This window comes from Neobacillus sp. SRL179 (assembly GCF_984799095.1).
Genome location: NZ_OZ481792.1, coordinates 1,408,934 through 1,429,751 on the forward strand (window position 1 = coordinate 1,408,934; position 20,818 = coordinate 1,429,751).

The window sequence follows — 20,818 nt, forward strand, 5'->3', positions numbered from 1 at the left end:
AATAAGTTGGCGACAGATTTACCATTGATGGGGTTATTACCAGAAGTAGATTATGAGAAAGAAATGAAGCGATGGTCACATCTTTTTAAGGTACTAAGTGAACCTGAGCCAACTATGGGGCAGACACCACGAAATGAAGTATGGAGAAAGAACAAATCAGTTCTATGGCATTATCCTGCTGAAGAAAGGAGATATCAAATCCCTCTTTTCTTCGTCTATTCGCTCTTTAATAAGCCATATATTCTAGATATTGAGCCAAGAACAAGTGTAATTAAGAAACTCACCGATATGGGATATGAAGTGTATTTATTGGACTGGGGTTCACCTGGTTATGAAGATAAGAAAGTTGGGCTCGACACCTACATCGAGAAATATTTGAAAACAGCAGTAAAGAGGGCAATCCGTCACTCTGGGGCTGAGGAAATCACGCTTGTTGGTTACTGTTTAGGCGGAACAATTGCTTCAATTTATGCTTCAATTGCCGAAGAACCAATCAAAAATTTAATTGTAGCTACCGTTCCAATAGATTTTACTACTTTTATCGGACCAGATAAGTGGGTGGAGGGACTCAAACAAGGAGAATTTAATATCGATCATTTTCTCGATGTTTATGGGGTCGTCCCTCCTAAATATGTTGAAATGATGTTTAGAGCAGTTGGAGCCCCTATTTATTTTACAAACTATACGATGCTTTTACATCGGGCTCATGACCAGCGCTATGTAGATAAATGGCGTCGCATGAATAAATGGACCATTGATCAGGTTCCTTTTGCTGGAGAGGCGTATAGACAATTAGCCTCTGATTTGATTAGGGATAACAAGCTAGTAAAAGGGGAATTTATAGTTGGAAATAAAAAGGTAGATCTTAGCAATATTAAGGCAAATCTTTTTGTAGTTTCTGGGTCTAGGGATAATCTAATTATAGAAGAACAAAGTAAGCCAATTATGGATTTGGTTTCTAGTGAGGATAAAACCTATATCTCAGTTGAATCAGGGCATGTTGGTTTAGCCCTGTCTGGTATATTCGCAGGTATTGTCGATAAATGGGCTTCAAGTCGCTCTTATCTACTTTAGTTAATTAATGTGTAATAAAGTTGGGTACAAGTAAATATATAATAAGTGTGGGCAATGGGGGAGAGGGAAGACGGATCTTCCCCCTTAGCTTGCTATTTTATGTTTATTTAAAAATGTGCGAAGTACTGTATTAAACTCATCCTTCGCTTCTAACTTGGCAATGTGTCCAGAATTTCTGAAGATAACAAAATCTGAATGAGGTATTTGTTTATGCATCAATAATTGAACCCAAACGGGAATCACAGAATCATACTGGCCACCAATAATTAAGGTTGGCACTTTAATCTTAGGAAGTAAACATAGATTATTTACTTTAAGGCAGGCTTCCATTGCCTTAAAATAGAATTCACTATTTGGTTGATAAAATTCATAAAAGTTCTCAAAATTTTCTTTCGACCATGAATAGAGGCAAATCTTTGCAGCCGTTTCCCTTAAAACTTCTGGGGATTTATTTTCAGCACGAGCCTTTCGGAATTTTAAGAACAATTTCCCAAAATGTTTTGGTGCATAATGGAACGTACTTACAAGCATTAAAGATCGGCAAATTTCAGGTGCCTGACGATAAATCTCTTGGGCCACCATTCCCCCCATGGATAAGCCACATATGTGTGCGCTTTCAATTCCAAGCCCTTTTAATAATAGGATGACATCTTCGGCAAAATTTTTAATGGATATCTCACCAGGCTCTGTATATTCACCATGTCCTCTTAAATCAGGAATAATTAAGTCATATTGGTCGGCAAATTCAAATTGATTAGACCAGCCCTCTTTTACTTCTCCCAGCCCATGAATAAACACTAAAGGTTCACCTACACCAAATCGCAAATAAGGAATTTTGGAGCAAACGTTAAATACTTCTCCCAATATGGATTCCTCCTATTGTTTTTATAAACATATGTTGCCAAGATTTGTAAGGTGTAAACATTTTTAATATTCCGACTAATTTATTATATAAGGCTTTGGATTTATTTATTACCATTTATATGTAAAATACATATATGAGACTGACTGATAACAATGACAAATATCATGTCTTGTCGATGATATTTATTACTTTTAAGGTTTTGTATTTTTCTCTATACTATGAGGATAAACGATTAGAGAAGTTTGGAAGGTTTAAAGATGGAAGGATTTCAGCTAAAATAAGAGTATAAAGTAATTTTTGGAAAATGGGGTTTTGTTTATGATAAAAAGGTATATGACCTTTCAAAAAAATAATGGGATTGCACCGTACATTTGGACAATTCTGTGCATACTGCCTTTTTACTTTATCTTTCAATCCCCTTCTACAATTGAAATTGTAGTGGGTGTTTTACTTACCCTCGTTTTCTTTATCCTCTATAGAATTGCCTTTATTTCAAAAGGATGGCCTGTTTATCTTTGGACTTTAATTTTAATTGGAATTTCTATTACGGCGGCAAGTCTTTTCAGCTATGTTTATTTTGCTTTTTTTCTTGCTTATTTTATAGGCAATATTAAAGACAGAATTGCTTTTCTTACTTTGTACTTTATTCATTTAATTAGTACTTCTGCCTCAATAAACTATAACATTGTTATGCATGAAAAATTATTTCTTACTCAGCTTCCTTTTGTGATCATCATTTGGATTAGCGTGATTCTACTGCCGTTTAGCATACATAATCGGAAGGAGAGGGGACAGCTCGAAGAAAAGCTGGAGGATGCTAATAAAAGAATCTCCGAACTAGTAAAATTGGAGGAAAGAAATCGAATTGCCCGAGACCTCCATGATACGCTTGGACAAAAGCTCTCCTTGATTGGGTTAAAGTCAGATTTGGCCCGAAAATTAATTTCCAAAGATCCTGACCAGGCCCGGAATGAATTAAAGGATGTCCAGCAGACTGCGAGGACAGCGTTAAGTGAAGTAAGAAAAATGGTTTCCTCCATGCGGGGTATTCGCTTGAAAGATGAAATTATTCGGGTTAAAGAGATCATTAAAGCAGCACAGATCAACATTACTATTGAGGGTGAAGTCATCCTTTCGAATGTTTCTTTATTAACCGAGAATATACTTAGCATGTGCCTAAAAGAGGCAGTAAATAATGTAGTAAAGCACAGTGAGGCCAAAAATTGTTTCATTTCTGTCATACAATCATGGAAAGAAACTGTCCTGACCATTCGGGATGATGGCGTTTTTAAGGGTGAGCCTGATACTTTAACCAAGGGACATGGACTAATTGGAATGAAAGAACGGCTGGAATTTATTAATGGCAATTTGGAGCTCTTGACAAAGAATGGAACAACCTTAATTATCAGGGTGCCGAATGATGCCAAGCCATTGGATAAGGAGGATCGAAAATGATTAAAATTGTTATTGCTGAAGACCAGCAAATGTTGTTAGGGGCCTTTGGTTCACTACTTAGTCTGGAAGATGATATGGAAGTAGTCGGAAAGGCTTCAAATGGGGAAGAAGCTGTTGCCTTAGTGAAGAAATTTCAACCGGATGTCTGCATAATGGATATTGAAATGCCTGGGAAAAGTGGACTGGAGGCAGCGGAAGAGCTTAAAGGTCTAGGCTGTAAGGTAATCATTTTAACGACCTTCGCCCGTACTGGTTATTTTCAACGTGCATTAAAGGCAGGTGTTAGTGGTTATTTATTAAAGGATAGCCCTAGTGAAGAACTAGCCAGTTCAATCAGAAGCGTAATGGCTGGCAGACGAATTTATGCTCCTGAATTAATGGATGATGTGTATGGTGAAGAAAATCCATTAACAGACCGAGAAAAAGAAGTATTAGAGCTAGTTGCAGATGGAAAAAACACGAAAGAAATTGCAGAGGAACTCAGCATTAAAACAGGTACTGTCCGCAACTATATCTCAATTATTTTGGATAAACTTGAAGTTAAAAATCGCATTGAGGCCATCACTCAATCCAAAGAAAAGGGATGGTTTAAGTAAAGAGGATGTTCTAAAAATGATTAATGGTCCTTACTTAAATTCTTATTCTTAGGAACGGAAATAAATTTAAAACGGCAGCCCCATCCATTACTGGTGGGCTGCCGTTTGGTTTTGCTTAAGGAAATTTTTTATATAGTCAAACACCTCAATTGGGCGTTCTTCTGGAAGGGCATGGCCAGTTTCCTTTAATACAATCAGCTCAGAGTTCTCTAGGTCATTGTTTAATTGTTCGCCATACTTTAACGGAATCGATTTGTCATGTTCGCCCCAAATTAGTAAACAAGGAGTTTTGATTTGTCTAAGTGCATCAACCGGAAGATCTCCTTCACGATCACGGATCATTCTAGTAAGGGCTACGAAAATTTCATCTTGTAAGAAGGGCTGGAGGTAGCCATTAATCATTTCCTCATTAATGATCGAGTGATTGTAAAGGGCATCTTGGAGATTTTTCTTTACTCCCGTTCGTGCAAAGTAATATTTCACAAACAGATGGAAATAAGGAATATAGCTCGTGATAATGAGTGGCAATTTTGAGCGCTTTAAATAGGCAGAACTGCATAGAAGAATGGCTTTATCGGCAAGTTTCGGCATCATATGAAGGATATTTAGGACAATTTGCCCGCCCATAGAATGGCCGATAAAGGTTACATTTGTTAATCCTAAATTTTCTGTTAGTTGGATGACTGTTTGTGCTAGGTTTTTATAAGAATACACATATTGATTACATTTCGCACTTTTCCCAAAAGGCGGTAAATCCAGTGACAGTACTTGATACTCTTCTTTTAAAAGGGAAATTAAATGGCGAAATGTGAAAGTGGAAGAAAGAAAACCGTGCAATAAAACAAACGTTTTTTTCGATGTTTGATTAGGATAAAATTCATAATAAACATTTATATTATTAACATTCTGATAGCCCGTAAATACAGTTTGTTCCATTCATTCTTCCTCCTATTTCAGACAATAATAGATGCCATTAATGTTCCCTAATCGAACCTCTTGCTAACAAAAAAATAAAAATGAGTAAAGGTAAATACAGGAAGTTTGTTATTTATAAACCAAGACTAAATTAATTGACAAAATTTATAACCATTTCCAAAATAAAGTGTTTGAATTTTTAGAAAACTCAATGTATAATAAAAAAAAGCTTAAGGAGTTGATTTCCATGGAAAAGAAATTATTAAATTCACCACAACAACATAATGAGAACTCAGATTCAGTAGTTGCAGAGATGTTTTTAAACAATTCCCTGATTGAATTCAAGAGGGAAAAGATCCGTAAGGAAATCGACCAAACACTACAAGATGGGAACAAGGAGCTATTCCTCAAATTAACAGAGGAACTAAAGAAGATTTCATAATTCAATTACTTTACGAATGTATTATTCCTAAAAAGAATCCCCAATCAATTAGATTGGGGATTCTTGGCCGTTATATCATTTAAAAAGTGTAGGAGGAAGTAATTAAATTAAATGTAAATTACTTGTCATCATCGCCGCTATGTCTATTATGGTGCGCACCATCAGCTGATTTAGAATCATTACCACTGCTGTCATTCCTTTTGGCATTATCTTGGTCAACACTAATAATTTTTCCGGTTTCGGCATTAATACGTACCAAAGCTTCGCCATCACTTGTTTCAAGTTCTACCTTGTATTGCACCTGTCCGTGTTCTACTTCTTTTTCAATTTCCTCCACGGTCCCATTTACAGAACTTGCTGCGATGTCAGCCGCTTGATTAGCAGAAATAATTTTAATATTTGTTGAAGGGGCAAGGTCATCATCCGTATCAACTTTTACCTTAGTTTGCCCATGTTCCGTTTCGACCTCAATTTTTTGGCTTAGATGGTTTGTAATAGTTTTATTATTAATAGAGGTGACTGGATTAGATCCTTTGTCATCAAGATGAATGGAATCGTCCACACGTGTATCATTTTTTGACGCACCTACAGCAATGGCACCGCCCAATAATAATAATACAGATAATCCACCGGCTAACACTTTGTTCTTCATATAATTTCCTCCTTGATTTGTTTTCTTCTACATGTTCAGAATATCCTAATAAGATTAGAATTAGGGGTGAAGAATCATTAGAAATTAATGAGAAGGTTTAATTAAAGTGTTTTTAGTCTGATTATTAGTCATCATCCTTTTTTGAAGAATCCTTTCCACGATCACTAGCACTATCATCGTAGTCATCACCTTTGTTATGATTATCCCAGGAAACGGACATAACATTACCGGTAATGGCATGAATTTGCACAACAGCTTCCCGGTTATCTTCCGTTTTCAATTCAACTAGATAATAGGAAATATCAGCTTTTGTCTCCAGTAAAATATGATCAATCCGCCCATTAACCTGTTCTTGCGCTATTTTTCCTGCATCAGCTTCCGTGAGTCTTTTTGGTTGCTCAGGTACAGGGGGAGATGTGGGGGGCGGTTCTACCGTTGATAATTCCCTACTCGAACTAGCTTTCTTAAATGAAATAATTTTTTCACTTTTTGCATCAAGTTTTATTACATAAATATTACCCTGTTTTTCTAATTCAATCTGATATTGTTGTCTAGCTAACTTGATTTGTATGACTTTTCCTTGAAACCGATCCTGAACGAGAGTTTGTGCCTCTTTTTCGTTCATAAACTCTGCAGAAGGGTTGTTATTCCCTAGTTTTTGCCAACTAAAATAGAGTGCTAAAGCTAATAAAATGCTTAGTAAGCTCCCCAGCCATAACCCTTTCTTCATGTTTTTCACCTCATCATATCAACTTGCGTTTATTTTCTTATATAAATATTAGAAAACGCTGAGAATTTCATAAATAAAGGGTCGCTGTTGTTCCGATTCCTTCCTTACTGTCAAGTTGTATTCTGATGCCAATAGCTGCTGCGATTTCCTTCGCTAATGATAAGCCGAGACCTGATCCACCTGTTTTTCTATTTCTTGCTTTATCAACCCGATAGAAACGATCGAATACCTTAGGGAGTTCCTCCTGATTAATACCAATTCCCTTATCAATTACTTTAATAAATATTAGCCCATACTCCATTCCTGTTTCGACTGTAATAACTTCATCACTATATTTCATGGCATTATCAAGTAAAATAAACAACAGTTGCCGAAGTTTTTGTTCGTCCGTATAAGCGTTATATAGCAACGTGTCTTTTTGATTAAAGATAATTCTTCTATTATAGGCTTTTTCAAATGCATGAACAGTTTGCTTTAAAAAGTCATGAAGGGAAATCTTTGTTTTTTGGATTTTCCATTGTTCATTATGCCTAGCCAATAATAATAATTGCTCTGTCATTTCTTTCATTCTAATTGCTTCTGAATGAATAGCCTCAATAGATTCAGCAAAAAGTTCAGGTTCTTTTGTCCCTCTTCTTTTTAATAGGCTGGCATAACTCTCAATAATGGTTAATGGAGTTTTAAATTCATGTGATGCATTTGAAACAAATAATCTTTGTTTTTCGTAATTAGCTTCGAGCAAATCCATCATATGATTAAAAGTTTCTCCCATTTGAAACAATTCATCTTTAGATTGTTCTTCGAGCGGTAACCGTTTAAAATGACCACTTTCCTTAATATCCATCATGGTTGTAATCATTGAGATGACTGGTCGTGTAATAAGGTTGCTCAACAGCCTGCTGGAAATAATGACAGGAATGAGGGCAAGGATCGTGATCACAATTAGGACATAACGTAGGATTTTTAAATTGGTAGTGGCAGCTTCAATGCTCTTTATTACTTGAAGATTGGAGACACTGCCATCTTGTAAAATTATTGGCATTGACTCAAATGTATAAGATCTTTTCTGATAGTCTATGAATTGACTAATTTCACCGGAAAAATAGGTTGTTTTAAGCTCAATTAACTTTTGCTCAGTAGGGCTAGTTACAGTAGTTAATCTCTTGTGATCTGCAGAAACGAATTGAATCATTCCATTGATGGGTACATAGGAACGCAAAAGATCATCATCTGGAATAGTTCCAAGTGACTTTCCAATATCTTTAGCGATTTTCTCCATTTCCTTTGTGGCTGTATTAATCTCACTATCAAGAATTAACCTACTAAAGGTGAAATAAACGGAAACATTCATGATCAGTAAAAGGGCGGCAAATAAAACGGCTGTATATAAATTAATTTTATTGCGCAGTTTCATTTGGCTTCCTTCAACACATAACCAACACCGCGAACAGTATGGATTAAAGCAGGTTTAGAGGGTAGGTCTAATTTTTTTCGTACGTAGCGAATATATACATCAACAACATTGGTGTCGCCCATAAAGTCATAACCCCAAACTGTTTCTAATATTTGGTCTCTATGCAGCACTTGGCGTTTATTCATCATTAAATAAACAAGAAGATCAAACTCTCTGGGAGTTAGCTCAATTTCTATATCTTCTCTAAATACCTCTCTGGTTTTTAGATTCATTCTTAAATCTAAAAATGTTAGCATGGATTTATCTTCTAATTTCTGTACAATTTCTTTTGATCTTAAAGCAACGCGAATTCGTGCCAGTACTTCCTCAATTTGAAATGGCTTGGTGATATAATCATTTGCCCCATAATCCAGACCCGATACTTTATCCTCAATTGATCCCTTAGCAGTTAATAATATAACGGGTGTTTGCTTGTCATTTAAGCGTATACGTCGCAGCATTTCTATCCCGCTTAACCCTGGCAGCATAACATCAAGTAAAATGAGGTCCCAATTGTTCCGCCTGTACGCTTCTAATGCCTCATGCCCATTACTTACCTTTGTTACGAGATACCCTTCGTATTCGAGTTCTAATTCAATGAGCCGGGCAATCTTTTCTTCATCCTCAACCACGAGTATGGAATTTCTTTTCATCGTACTCCCCCTTGGGGAAAATGGATTTTTATTAATTTATTAGAAAATTTCAACAATGGAACTGCTAAATCCTTCATTGGGAGTTAATAAATTTTTTTTATGAGTAGTAATAAACTTTTTCTAATTTTTCTTATCAATAAACGGATTTAGAGGTTAAAAAATGTAAAATGTGCCTGAATTATCTTAACTTGAATCCTTCTTTAGATGGTTTTTTTTTTGCAAATTTAGGAAAAATTCTAAATTTATTCATAGATATGTTCTCCGTCTTTTACTTTCTCCATTATAATAAGATAAATAGTTATTTTAAGAAAACTATGACTTTAGAATCTTTATTCAATAGGATATCTAAGACTTCGGTCTTAGTTGAAAATAAAACCTAGGATTGTTCTCTTTTTATGGGTTTCCGCTAAACTTAACGTTATGGGATATCTACCATAGGTTAGTAGCTGCTTTGCTTCCCCTCCCAACTGAAATTAAGCTTTGCAGGAGGTTTTTTATGTGAATAGGAAAATCTATATACTTTTAACTGACACAGGTACAATTTTCACAAAAATAATTAAACTTTACACAAAGAAACCATTTAACCATGCATCTATAGTAATTGATGAACATTTTAACAAGGTTTATAGTTTTGGCAGAAGGTATCCGCGAAATCCTTTTATGGCAGGATTTGTGAAAGAAAACATTCGTGGAGGTTTATTTAAGAAGGCTGATTGTGCCATATACTGCGTTACAATCAATGAGAAGCAATTCCAAAAAATTGTTGGAAAAATAAGTGAAATGGAAGAGCATAAGGATGAGTATAAATACAATCTTATTGGTTTAATTGCCGTCCTGCTAAATAAACAGATGGATCGAAAAAATGCCTTTTTTTGCTCCCACTTTGTTGCCTCCATCCTGGATGAGTCAGGAATTCCATTAAGCAAACAAAAGCCGCTTTCCTTAGTAACCCCTTACGATATAACGGAATATTTATCATTAGAAATAATGTATGAAGGAAAGTTATCTTTCTATCTTCAAAATGATTTTAAAGAATTGCATAATGAAGGGATGGAAGTTATTTAATATTTTACAACGCTGCCTTCCTGTGTCTGACTGTATTTCCCTTTCATAAAAACTATCAACGATGTAAAAAGTTTTAGTGAGCGTTGAAAAATAGGACTTTGAATTAGTGTATAAAAGAAAGTGGCGATAAAAACAGGACCTCCTAATAAAAGTCCCAAAATTAATACAAGACTTTCAGTGACAATTCGAGCATGACTAACAGATAATCTTGTCTTATCAGAAATGGAGAGCATAAACCCATCACGTGGTCCAGCCCCAAGTCCCGCAGCCACATACATACCTCCACCAAGGCCAGTAGAAATTATTCCAACCAGCAGAATAAGATAATCAAGCCACGTATTAGTTGCTTTTGGAAGAATGTCCAACCAGAGAAAAAAGTCCATAATTGGTCCTATTGATAAGGCGTTTAAGATCGTGCCGATGCTTATATAACTTCTGGCGACAAACAAGGAAATAGTGATGAGGATCAATCCACAGATTACTCCCCATGTCCCAATGGTAAGGCCAAAACGTTCATATAGCGCCACATTTAATACCTCCCATGGATGTAAACCAACATATTGTACGTTTACTGCAATCGCATTTCCTAAACCAAAAAAGGTAAGTCCTAAAAAGAATAAAAAAAACTGAAAGAATTTCAACAACGTCACCCCAAAAATTTCCGATTTTCAATCTATTTAACTATCTTAAGATGTGTAAGAAAATTTATCAAATGGTATTTTAAATGTCAGTTAAACAATTTAATAAGTTGTTTATCTTCTATAAGTACTCTTCTAAACATATATTTTTCAAAAGACCTTCTGTTATTTGAAGGTTTTTTACTTTAAATGAAAGAGGGATAAAGATGCCAAGCGATACACAACAACTAGAATTGGATATCCCTATTGAGGTAATTTGGGATTTTATTAGAGATGAAAATAATTGGGCTCCACTTGTACCAGGGTATATTCAACATGAAAGGATCAACGAAGAACAGATTACTTGGGAATTTAAGGGCGATTTTGGCGTCATGAAGAAAAAAGTTACCCTCTTAATTTATATAAAAGAGTGGAATGAACCAAGCAAAGTAAGTTTTGAAATAAAAAGGAAAAATGAAAAGTATATTGGAGAAGGATATTTAGAAGCAAAAGCTGTAAATAAAAATAAGACCCGGGTAACAGGATTTTTAGAAATTAATGCAACAGGACCTATGGGAACATTAGCGAATTCATTATTTTCAAAAGCCATTCAAAAACCAGAACAAGAGGTAGCTGCAGCAATTTATACAAAGCTTGAAGAATTTACAGGCAAATAATAAGTTAAACCGCAAACTGCAAACCGCAACCTTAATTTAAGGATTCGCGGTTTTATTTTTCATTAAAAACTTAAGCTTAACTTAAGCATTTATTGGTAGAGTTAGTCCAAATGAAACTATCTTATTTTAATTGAATAGTGACAGGAGGAGCTATCAATGTTTGCTAATGTATCAAAAAAAGGAATAAATGTTATTCTTATTGCCTCTATGGTTGGAATAGGGACGGAGTCTTACACACCTGCGGCATTTGCTGAAACTGTTGTATCCACCCAAGAAAACACAATGAACACTACACTTTCTAAATTGGAAATTGAAGGGGTCGAACTCGACCAGAATTTTTCAGGTGATGTTTATGACTATTCTGCAACTGTAGCAAATGAAATTAAAGACATTAATCTGCTTTTAATAACGAGTAATTCGGATGTGAATATCACCGTAAATGGACAATCTATCACAAGTAATCTTGCTGAAAACTTTCCTCTTCAAACGGGAGAAAACATATTTTTAATCACAGTTAAGGGAGAAGGCAAAACCGCTAGCACATATACGGTGACCATTACAAGAAAACTAAACGCAAATAATTCCCTTCAAACGATTGATTTATCAGCAGGAGAACTCTCACCTAAATTTTCCTCCGAGATTACTAATTATAATGTCAAAGTAACCAATGATATTTCAGCGATTACCATCACCCCGACAGCTATAGAAAGTATTTCAAAAGTTGAGGTGAATGGGTTGGATGCCAAAAATAAGGGTATATCAGTAAGTATTCCAGTTGGAAGGTCTGAAATATTGATTGGTGTGACAGCAGAAAATGGCCAAAAAAAGACCTATACACTTTCGATAACGCGGGATTCAGCAGTGAGCTCACCATCTATTAAACAAACACAAACTGTAAGTCCGGTACAACTTAATAATCAAAAAAACAGTGCATTCCAATCGACGACCCAGGTACCCAACGGAATAACAGAAAAAACAAGCAAGGCTACATTATCTGCACTAAAGGTTTCTAATGGGAGCTGGGATAGTACTTTTTCTTCTAGTGAGTATACTTACCATATTGTTGTAGCAACCGACGTAAAGACGATAACAATTAACCCAACAATCAGCTATAGTGATTCAGAGGTAAAAATTGAAGGGAATACAAGCAAAACTATTCAGTTAGAGGAGGATGGTAAAACGATTATATCCATAGTCATCACAAATGGTTATGATGATCGAAAAACGTATGTATTGGTATTTGAACAAGAGAAATAAACAGTCTTTTATAAGGTAAAATCTTATGATTTCCAGGAAAGGCCTACTTTTTATGTAGGTTTTTTCTTTATTTTTTTCAGTTTTTAATGATAAAGTATTATTAAATATTTCACAAGATTCCTAAAGATATGTTATATTTATATATAAAATTTAGTGAATCTTTTGAATAAAAGGAAGGTGATCAATATGGCAACAGAATTAAAGGTGAATGACAGCAGTCTTCCATTGCGTCGCGATGTAAAATTACTGGGGAATATCCTCGGAGAAATCCTTGTCAATCATGGTGGTCCAGAATTATTGGACACTGTAGAAAAGATTCGACTGATGTGTAAAACCCTGCGTGATCACTTTGATCAAGATATCTATTCCGCTTTAAAAGAGGAAATTGCCTGCTTAAAGTCGCCATTAAGGAAACAAGTGATACGTGCATTTTCAATGTACTTTCATTTAATCAATGCCGCGGAGCAAAATCACCGAATTCGCAGGCGTAGACAATATCAACTACAAGACGATATGATTGTTCAGCCTAACTCCATTGAGAGTGCGATTCTTAAACTAAAAAAGCATGATATTGATGAAGAGACGATTCAAAATGTATTACATACATTATCGCTGGAACTTGTTATCACTGCCCATCCTACTGAAGCAACAAAACGTTCTATTCTTGAAATTCAGCAGAGGATTGCTGCGATCTTAAAAAATCTTGATCATCCTTTACTAACAACTAGGGAGCATAAAAAGCTGGAGGAGAGCCTGTTCAATGAAGTGGCCATTCTATGGCAAACGGATGAGCTGCGGGATCATAAGCCCACGGTTTTAGATGAGGTGCGCAACGGACTATATTATTTTGATCAAACTCTGTTTGAAGTGCTTCCAGAAATTCATCAAGAGGTGCTTGAGTGTTTGGAAAAATTTTATCCTGCGTCCACCTGGAAAGTTCCTAATTTTCTTCGGTTTGGTTCATGGATTGGCGGTGACCGTGATGGAAACCCAAATGTAACCCATGATGTTACATGGGAGACCTTACAAAGACAGCGTAGACTTGTATTAAAAAAATATAAAGCAGTATTAGTTGACTTAATGAAGCGATATAGTCACTCCACGACTAGAGTCGAAGTTAGTGAAGAAATTTTTACATTTCTAAAAGAAAATGAGAATAAATTTTTACCTGAAGATAAAAAGTGGCCGAATAAAACAGAAGTATATCGCCGTGTCTTTGCGGTGATTATTGAACGAGTAAGACAGGTTGGCAAGTCAGAGGTTGGTTACAAATCAGCGGATGAGTTATTAGCTGACTTATTCGTGATCAACAATAGCTTAAAACAACACCATCCGGCAGCCCATGAATTAAAAATCATTCAAAAGCTTATCCGTCAGGTACAATTGTTTGGCTTTCATCTAGCCACACTTGATATCAGAAATCATAGTGGTGAGCATGAGGCAGCCATAACGGAAATATTGCGTAAAGTCAGTATATCTGAAAATTATGCTACCCTGACAGAAGATGAAAAAATACGGGTATTACAAAATATCCTGACGGATCCACGTCCACTTTTATTGTTAAATGAGGATTATTCTCCCGAAACACAGGAAATTATTAAAGTTTTTAAAATGATAAAAGATGCTCATGGTGAATTTGGCAAGCGGGCAATCTCTGTATACCTAGTCAGCATGACGAAATCATCAAGTGATTTGTTGGAGGTTCTTGTATTAGCCAAAGAAGCTGGCCTTTATCGACTTCATGCGGATGGCACTTTGGAAAGTCATTTACATGTTGCACCACTTTTGGAGACAATCGATGATTTAACAGCAGGACCAGCTATTATGGAAAAATTATTCCAAATGCCAGTGTACCGAAATCACTTACAGATTCTAGGAAACCAACAGGAAATAATGCTTGGATATTCAGATGGAAGTAAAGACGGAGGAACATTAACTGCCAACTGGAAACTGTATAAAGCACAAATTGAAATACATGAAATGGCGAAAAGATATCATATTGGTCTTAAGTTTTTCCATGGACGTGGCGGGTCGTTAGGACGTGGCGGCGGTCCTTTGAATAAGAGTATACTTTCTCAGCCAGCTGAAACAATTGGTGATGGTGTCAAAATTACCGAACAAGGTGAGGTATTATCTTCTCGGTACTTGCTAGAGGATATCGCCTATCGAAGTTTGGAACAGGCAACGTCCACCTTGCTATTAACCGCAACACATGTCACGCAAGAAGAGGAACAAGGTCCATTGCGTCAACCAAATTGGGAAAAAGCCATTGAGGAAATATCTAGTTTTGCTTTAGCAAAGTATCAATCACTCGTATTTGAAGACCCAGATTTCCTTACCTATTTTAACGAAGCTACGCCTCTAAAAGAAATTGGTGACTTGAACATTGGTTCAAGGCCAATGAGCCGTAAAAATAGGGGCAGATTTGAGGACTTGCGGGCGATCCCATGGGTATTTGCCTGGACGCAAAGCCGTCAGCTTCTCCCTGCTTGGTATGCTGCAGGTTCAGGTCTGGAAAGTTTTGCTTCAAAAAGTGAAGAAAATCTTCAGCTTTTACAGCAAATGTATCTAAAATGGCCATTTTTCCAATCCACGATTGATAACCTGAACATGGCATTGATGAAAGCAGATATTACAACTGCAAAAGAATATTTATTACTTGTACATGATCAAACCATTGCAAACAGAATATTTAGCAATCTTTTGGAGGAATATGAAAAGACAAAAGCTATATTGCTCAGAATAACGGGTGATAAAGAATTACTCGATCATACTCCTAACATAAAAGAATCTGTTTACCGACGGAATCCATATGTGGACCCATTAAACTTTCTACAAGTGGAACTCATCAAAGAGTTACGCAATCAGGAAGAGCCTAATGAAGAACTATTAACAGAAGTCCTAATTACCATAAGTGGAATTTCTGCTGGATTACGGAATACTGGTTGATGGATTAAAAAAGCCCTAACTCTTTCCATAAGAGTTAGGGCTTTTTTTTATAGGAAACAAGTGTTAGTAACATTTTCGAACATTATGTGAACTTTTTAAAAATGAATGGTTATTCATTCATTTTTACGCAGGATTCGACAATGATCGATTAGTACACGTGATATATTTTAGCCAATAGAAAAATAAAGGAGTGAGGTTTTAACAAACAGTCCATGTTTGCTTAAGTATTTATTTGAACGATCTATAAACTGGAGGGAGATTACTATGGCTGTAAAAGAAAAATTGATTCAGGACAATCAGATTGTAGCAGCACAAATTGATACATTAGCAAATAACGCGATTAGAGCACTAGGTGATTTTGGTTGCTATGACCAGAAAATGGTCGACGAAATTGTTAAACAAATGGCTGTTGCTGGCCTTGAAAATCATAAAAATTTGGCTAAACTTGCCGTAACTGAAACTCGAAGAGGGGTTTATGAGGATAAGGTCTTTAAAAATATGTTTGCAACGGAATTTATTTATAACAATATTAGAGAAATGAAAACGGTTGGCGTTATAAGCGAAAATGAGAATGAAGGAATGGTAGAAATAGCCGAGCCAGTCGGTGTTATTGCAGGGGTTATTCCGATTACGAATCCAACTTCTACCGTTATTTTTAAATCGCTGATTTCATTAAAAACAAGAAATCCAATTATTTTTGCCTTTCCACAGTTTGGTCAGCAATGCTGTACTGAAACGGCAAAAATTCTTAAGGCGGCTGCCATAAGGGCAGGAGCACCTGAAGATTGTATTCAATGGATTGAAACACCCTCCCATGAAGCGTTTCAAATTTTAATGAAACATCCAAAAATTTCTCTTATATTAGCCACAGGCGGTCCAAATCTAGTAAAAGCAGCTTATAGCTCTGGTAAACCTGCTCTTGGAGTAGGAGCTGGTAATGTACCATGTTATATTGAAAAAACGGCCAATATTAAACGAGCAGTCAACGATATCATTCTATCGAAAACATTTGATAATGGGATGATTTGTGCTTCAGAGCAAGCTATCATTATCGATCAAGACATTTATGAAGAAGTAAAACATGAAATGATTGAAAATAATTGTTATTTCCTCAATGAAGAAGAGCAAAAAATGGTTGAAAAGGTTGTTATCTTTGAAAAAACGGGCTCTATTAATCATTTAATTGTTGGATTACCGGCCTATATGATTGCAAAAATGGCTGGAATAAATGTGCCATTGAACACCAAAATTCTGATTGCAGAACTGGAAGGAGTAGGTCCAAAATATCCGCTTTCTTGTGAAAAATTAAGCCCTATTTTAGCATGTTATAAAGTAGATAGTTTCGCTGCTGGTTTACTTATTGCCGAAGAAACATTGGAATATGGCGGTTTAGGACATTCCGCAGCGATCCATACCTCTGAGCAGAATCTAGTTGATATTTTTGCATTAAGAATGAAGGCTGGGCGAATTATGGTGAATACGCCTTCGACCCATGGAGCGATTGGGGATATTTACAATACATCCTTACCATCCTTAACAATTGGATGTGGAACATATGGAGGGAATTCTGTGTCACAGAATGTGGGAGCACAAAATCTGATGAATATCAAAAAAGTGGCTAAAAGAAGAACTTTTACCCAATGGTTTAAAGTGCCTTCACAAATATTTTTTGAGAAAAATTCTATCCAAATGCTTGCTGCGATACCTGGAATCTCTAGAGCCTTTATAGTGACAAGCGGTAGTCCGCTTAAAAACGGCTATGTTGACAAAGTACTCTATTACCTTAAAAAAAATCCAACTAATATTCAATTTGAAACTTTCTCAAATGTTAAACCGGAACCAAGTATGGAATCTGTTATGAGTGGTGCAGAGAGAATGAAAAGGTTTTCGCCTGATTGTATCATTGCCCTTGGCGGAGGGTCAGTGATGGATGCAGCAAAAGCGATGTGGTTATTCTATGAACACCCTGAAACTGATTTTCATGAATTAACACAAAAATTCTTTGATCCGACAAAGCGTGTAGTTAGGTTTCCGAATTTAAGGGCAAAAGCTAAATTTATTGCCATCCCAACAACATCGGGTACGGGTTCAGAGGTAACGTCTGTTTCTGTAATTACTGATAAAAAGGCAAATATTAAATACCCTCTTGTGGATTTCCAATTGACACCAGATGTGGCCATTGTCGATCCGCAGTTTGTTATAACGGTTCCCAAGCATGTAACGGCTGACACAGGAATGGACGTACTGACTCATGCTATTGAGGCTTATGTATCAGTTCTTGCTAATGATTATACAGATGGATTAGCTCTTAAGGCGATTCAGCTTGTTTTTGACTATTTACCAAGGGCATATAAGGACGGCAGTGATGAAGTGGCTCGTGAAAAAATGCATAATGCTTCGACGATAGCAGGAATGGCTTTTGCCAACTCGTTTTTAGGGATAAATCATAGTCTAGCCCATGTACTTGGTGCAGAATTTAATATTCCACACGGGCGTGCTAATGCAATCCTGTTACCACATGTCATTCGTTATAATGCAGCTAAACCAAATAAGTTTATGACCTATCCGAAATACGAACATTTCATTGCTGATCAGCGTTATGCAGAAATCGCTAAAATGCTTGGTTTGGCTGCTAGTACAACTGATGAAGGAATTGAAAGTTTAATAAGTGCCATAATAGCACTGGCAAAAGAGCTTGAAATTCCAATGAGTATACAAGCATTCGGGGTGGATCAATTAGAATTTTCAAGCAAGGTTGCTGTACTTGCAGAGCATGCTTTTGACGACCAAGATACGATTGCCAATCCCAAACAGCCATTTATCAGCGAACTTGCTGAGCTCTATCAACAGGCATTTTTAGGTGTATAAATTGGTGTAACGATTAATTAATATCCAGTTTATTTAAGTATTGTTTATGGTAGTTTAACAAGTTATAAATATGAAAAACTTCCTATAATGATAAACTTAGATAATCGAATTTTTTGTGAACAAGGTAATGAAAGATGTCGAATTCTGACTAATATACTCTCCGGTTTGTTGCAACTTGTTATAATTTGACAAAGAGCATCCCTTCTCAAACTTAAATGAATGAAAAACGTTGAAATGTGTCGAAAAAGGTGCGTTTACAAAAATCTATTTAAAAACAATAATTTAAGTGGTTACAACACCTTTCAGATTCGAAACAGACAACAGCCAAAAGTATAGCGAGTCTGGAGGAAAATTTAAGGAGGGAAAGAGATGACTTATCAGAAAAAGCCTTGGTTAAAATTTTATGATCCAAGAATCAGTGAGGATGTGTCAATCGAGTACAAATCACTTTTTGACTTATTGGAGCAAGCAGCAAATATCCATAATGAAAAACCTGCACTTTCATTTTTTGGAAGATCGTGGACATATAAGGAGTCTAAGACTATTTCAGAATGGCTGGCAGCATCATTATATCGGGTAGGATTTAAAAAGGGAGATAGACTGGCCATCATGCTGCCCAATTGCCCGCAGTATATTTTCAGCTTATTTGCTTCCTTCCGATTAGGTGGTATTGCCGTTCAAGTCAATCCTATGTATGTGGAAAGAGAAATTGAATACGCCTTAAATGATTCAGATGCAGAATACATGATTGTTTTTGAAGGGCTTTACCCAAGAGTAAAGCACGTACAATCGAGGACATCACTGAAAAAGGTTATAGTCGTTGGTTTTGGTGGAAACAAAATTCCTCTAGTTGATGGGGATCTTTATTTTGAAGACTTCCTAACACATGATAATGTTATACCGGACATTCCAATTGATATCCATGAAGATGTTGCACTGCTGCAATATACAGGTGGAACAACGGGAGTAGCGAAGGGCGTTATGCTGACCCATTATAATCTTTTAGCAAATATTATTCAGGTATGTGATTTTACGTACAACGCAGTCGATGAAAAACCCGAAAATTTCAAAATTATAAGTGTCCTGCCAATGTTTCATGTGTATGGACTCTCTTGTAATGCTCTCTCTGCGATAAGAATAGGATGCAACCAGTTAATTTTGCCGCGTTTTGATGTAAATGAGGTGTTAGAGGTTGTTAAAAGAGAAAAACCATTTCAAATGACGGCGGTTCCTACTATGATATTTGCTTTGAATAGTCATCCTAATTTAGAAGAAAGCAGTATTGGGGATATTTATTATTTATGCAGCGGCGGTGCTCCCCTTCCAGTTGAACAAGTGAAGTCATTTGAAAAAAGGGTAGGGATAAGATTATCAGATGGTTATGGCCTATCGGAAACTGCTCCATCGGCAATTTCCACCCCTCCATTCTTACCACGGAAATTAGGAAGTGTCGGTATTCCCCTTCCAGGAACAGAGGCAAGAATTGTTGAGGAAACGGCAGAAGGATTGGTGGATGTACCGGTAGGGGAAGCAGGAGAGTTGATCCTCCGCGGGCCACAAGTGATGAAAGGGTATTGGAGACGTCCAGCAGATACAGAGCAGGTATTGAAAGATTGCTGGCTCTTTACTGGCGATATAGCCAAAATGGACGAAGATGGATACTTTTATATTCTAGACCGTAAAAAAGATATTATTATTGCAAGCGGCTATAATGTATACCCTCGTGAGATTGAAGAAGTACTTTATCAGCATCCTTTTGTTGAGGAAGCCATCGTGATTGGAGTTCCCGACACGTACCGAGGGGAAACAGTGAAAGCATTTGTTAAATTAAAGCCAGGCGAAATTGCAACACCAGATCAGTTAATTTCCTTTGCTAAGCTGAATCTAGCTCCTTATAAGGTACCAAAAGAAATTGAAATACTTGATGAACTTCCCAAATCGTCCGTTGGGAAACTATTAAGAAGAATGCTGCGTAAAGAGCAAGAAAAGGCTCAAGTATAAAACCTCAAGAAAAAGCATGTGTACATGTTTAACTTAACTACAAATCTACCTCATAGAAATCAACAGCATTATTAATACTATTTTTATAAAAAGTATTTCTCCTATCATTTCAAATAATTTAACAACTACCAGATAACGTTAAGCTTAAGTTTTATGGAGGGGCATATGCAATCATCATCCGGCCTTGATCTAAAACAGTATTGCAAAAAAGTGGAAGATGAGATAAATTCTTACCTTTTTTCTCAAGCTAATTCGTTTGTATTTATTAAGAGGGTGCAAAGAGCTATTGATGATCATCTAACCGATTTAGTAGCGGTTAGAGACCAAACAGAACAATGGCTCCATTATGTAGATCGCCCTACGAAGAAGGAAATAAGTGTTTTAGCGAAAAAGGTAATAAAGTATGAGGACCGTCTAGACCGGTTGGATGATACCCTTCATCAGATTTTGATATCTAGTAAACAATATCACAGACGGGTGGAAATGCTTTCTGCTGAAGTGGCAAAAATTAAAGAAGATATAAAACTAACAATTAGGTGAATTCATATT

Annotated in this window: 18 protein-coding genes; 11 read left to right on the forward strand and 7 right to left on the reverse strand. The window is 36.3% G+C overall.

Features of this window, described 5'->3' with window-relative positions:
• The first annotated feature begins 6 nt into the window (after positions 1-6).
• On the forward strand, positions 7-1,074 hold the full coding sequence (locus tag AC4E8C_RS06955) for an alpha/beta fold hydrolase (protein WP_490211346.1): 1,068 nt from the start codon (positions 7-9) through the stop codon (positions 1,072-1,074).
• Positions 1,075-1,158: 84 nt separating this feature from the next.
• On the opposite strand, the gene AC4E8C_RS06960 is transcribed toward AC4E8C_RS06955, so the two are convergent.
• Positions 1,159-1,938 (reverse strand): alpha/beta fold hydrolase, encoded by a 780-nt coding sequence (locus AC4E8C_RS06960; protein WP_490211348.1) that lies wholly within the window; start codon positions 1,936-1,938, stop codon positions 1,159-1,161.
• 319 nt (positions 1,939-2,257) lie between these two features.
• On the opposite strand from AC4E8C_RS06960, the gene AC4E8C_RS06965 reads away from it, so the two are divergent.
• Positions 2,258-3,394 carry a sensor histidine kinase gene (locus AC4E8C_RS06965; protein ID WP_490211350.1) on the forward strand — a complete coding sequence of 379 codons (1,137 nt, stop codon included), beginning with the start codon at positions 2,258-2,260 and terminating at the stop codon, positions 3,392-3,394.
• Positions 3,391-3,990: a response regulator gene (locus AC4E8C_RS06970; RefSeq protein ID WP_490211352.1), complete on the forward strand. Its 600-nt coding sequence runs from the start codon at positions 3,391-3,393 to the stop codon at positions 3,988-3,990. The genes AC4E8C_RS06965 and AC4E8C_RS06970 overlap by 4 nt, the downstream gene beginning before the upstream one ends.
• 87 nt (positions 3,991-4,077) lie before the next feature.
• On the opposite strand, the gene AC4E8C_RS06975 is transcribed toward AC4E8C_RS06970, so the two are convergent.
• Positions 4,078-4,926 (reverse strand): alpha/beta fold hydrolase, encoded by an 849-nt coding sequence (locus AC4E8C_RS06975; protein WP_490211354.1) that lies wholly within the window; start codon positions 4,924-4,926, stop codon positions 4,078-4,080.
• A 226-nt stretch (positions 4,927-5,152) separates the two neighbouring features.
• Here AC4E8C_RS06975 and AC4E8C_RS06980 point away from each other — a divergent pair, with 226 nt between their 5' ends.
• Positions 5,153-5,347 (forward strand): IDEAL domain-containing protein, encoded by a 195-nt coding sequence (locus AC4E8C_RS06980; RefSeq protein ID WP_490211355.1) that lies wholly within the window; start codon positions 5,153-5,155, stop codon positions 5,345-5,347.
• A 118-nt stretch (positions 5,348-5,465) separates the two neighbouring features.
• Here AC4E8C_RS06980 and AC4E8C_RS06985 read toward each other — a convergent pair whose 3' ends face one another.
• The 4 genes from AC4E8C_RS06985 to AC4E8C_RS07000 all read right to left on the reverse strand — a co-directional run bounded on the left by AC4E8C_RS06985 (position 5,466) and on the right by AC4E8C_RS07000 (position 8,835).
• A complete protein-coding gene (locus tag AC4E8C_RS06985) occupies positions 5,466-5,999 on the reverse strand; it encodes a PepSY domain-containing protein (protein ID WP_490211357.1) in 534 nt (177 codons plus the stop codon).
• A gap of 124 nt (positions 6,000-6,123) precedes the next feature.
• On the reverse strand, positions 6,124-6,729 hold the full coding sequence (locus tag AC4E8C_RS06990) for a PepSY domain-containing protein (RefSeq protein ID WP_490211359.1): 606 nt from the start codon (positions 6,727-6,729) through the stop codon (positions 6,124-6,126).
• Between the two features lie 67 nt (positions 6,730-6,796).
• A complete protein-coding gene (locus AC4E8C_RS06995) occupies positions 6,797-8,143 on the reverse strand; it encodes a sensor histidine kinase (protein WP_490211361.1) in 1,347 nt (448 codons plus the stop codon).
• Positions 8,140-8,835, reverse strand: a complete 696-nt coding sequence (locus AC4E8C_RS07000; RefSeq protein ID WP_490211362.1) for a response regulator transcription factor — start codon at positions 8,833-8,835, stop codon at positions 8,140-8,142. Before AC4E8C_RS07000 ends, AC4E8C_RS06995 begins: the two co-directional genes overlap by 4 nt.
• Positions 8,836-9,333: 498 nt before the next feature.
• Here AC4E8C_RS07000 and AC4E8C_RS07005 point away from each other — a divergent pair, with 498 nt between their 5' ends.
• Positions 9,334-9,900 carry a hypothetical protein gene (locus AC4E8C_RS07005; protein WP_490211364.1) on the forward strand — a complete coding sequence of 189 codons (567 nt, stop codon included), beginning with the start codon at positions 9,334-9,336 and terminating at the stop codon, positions 9,898-9,900.
• On the opposite strand, the gene AC4E8C_RS07010 is transcribed toward AC4E8C_RS07005, so the two are convergent.
• On the reverse strand, positions 9,897-10,541 hold the full coding sequence (locus tag AC4E8C_RS07010; RefSeq protein ID WP_490211365.1) for a YczE/YyaS/YitT family protein: 645 nt from the start codon (positions 10,539-10,541) through the stop codon (positions 9,897-9,899). The genes AC4E8C_RS07005 and AC4E8C_RS07010 overlap by 4 nt on opposite strands.
• Before the next feature lie 203 nt (positions 10,542-10,744).
• Here AC4E8C_RS07010 and AC4E8C_RS07015 point away from each other — a divergent pair, with 203 nt between their 5' ends.
• The 6 genes from AC4E8C_RS07015 (at position 10,745) to AC4E8C_RS07040 (ending at position 20,809) form a co-directional block, all read left to right on the forward strand.
• Positions 10,745-11,194 (forward strand): SRPBCC family protein, encoded by a 450-nt coding sequence (locus AC4E8C_RS07015; RefSeq protein ID WP_490211367.1) that lies wholly within the window; start codon positions 10,745-10,747, stop codon positions 11,192-11,194.
• Between the two features lie 156 nt (positions 11,195-11,350).
• Complete coding sequence (locus AC4E8C_RS07020) at positions 11,351-12,451, forward strand: cadherin-like beta sandwich domain-containing protein (protein ID WP_490211369.1); 1,101 nt, start codon at positions 11,351-11,353, stop codon at positions 12,449-12,451.
• Between the two features lie 186 nt (positions 12,452-12,637).
• A complete protein-coding gene (ppc, locus tag AC4E8C_RS07025) occupies positions 12,638-15,400 on the forward strand; it encodes a phosphoenolpyruvate carboxylase (RefSeq protein WP_490211370.1) in 2,763 nt (920 codons plus the stop codon).
• A 264-nt stretch (positions 15,401-15,664) separates the two neighbouring features.
• Positions 15,665-18,268, forward strand: a complete 2,604-nt coding sequence (gene adhE / locus AC4E8C_RS07030; RefSeq protein ID WP_490211372.1) for a bifunctional acetaldehyde-CoA/alcohol dehydrogenase — start codon at positions 15,665-15,667, stop codon at positions 18,266-18,268.
• Between the two features lie 369 nt (positions 18,269-18,637).
• A complete protein-coding gene (locus tag AC4E8C_RS07035) occupies positions 18,638-20,269 on the forward strand; it encodes a long-chain-fatty-acid--CoA ligase (protein ID WP_490211373.1) in 1,632 nt (543 codons plus the stop codon).
• Positions 20,270-20,434: 165 nt separating this feature from the next.
• Complete coding sequence (locus tag AC4E8C_RS07040; protein ID WP_490211375.1) at positions 20,435-20,809, forward strand: hypothetical protein; 375 nt, start codon at positions 20,435-20,437, stop codon at positions 20,807-20,809.
• Positions 20,810-20,818: the final 9 nt, after the last annotated feature.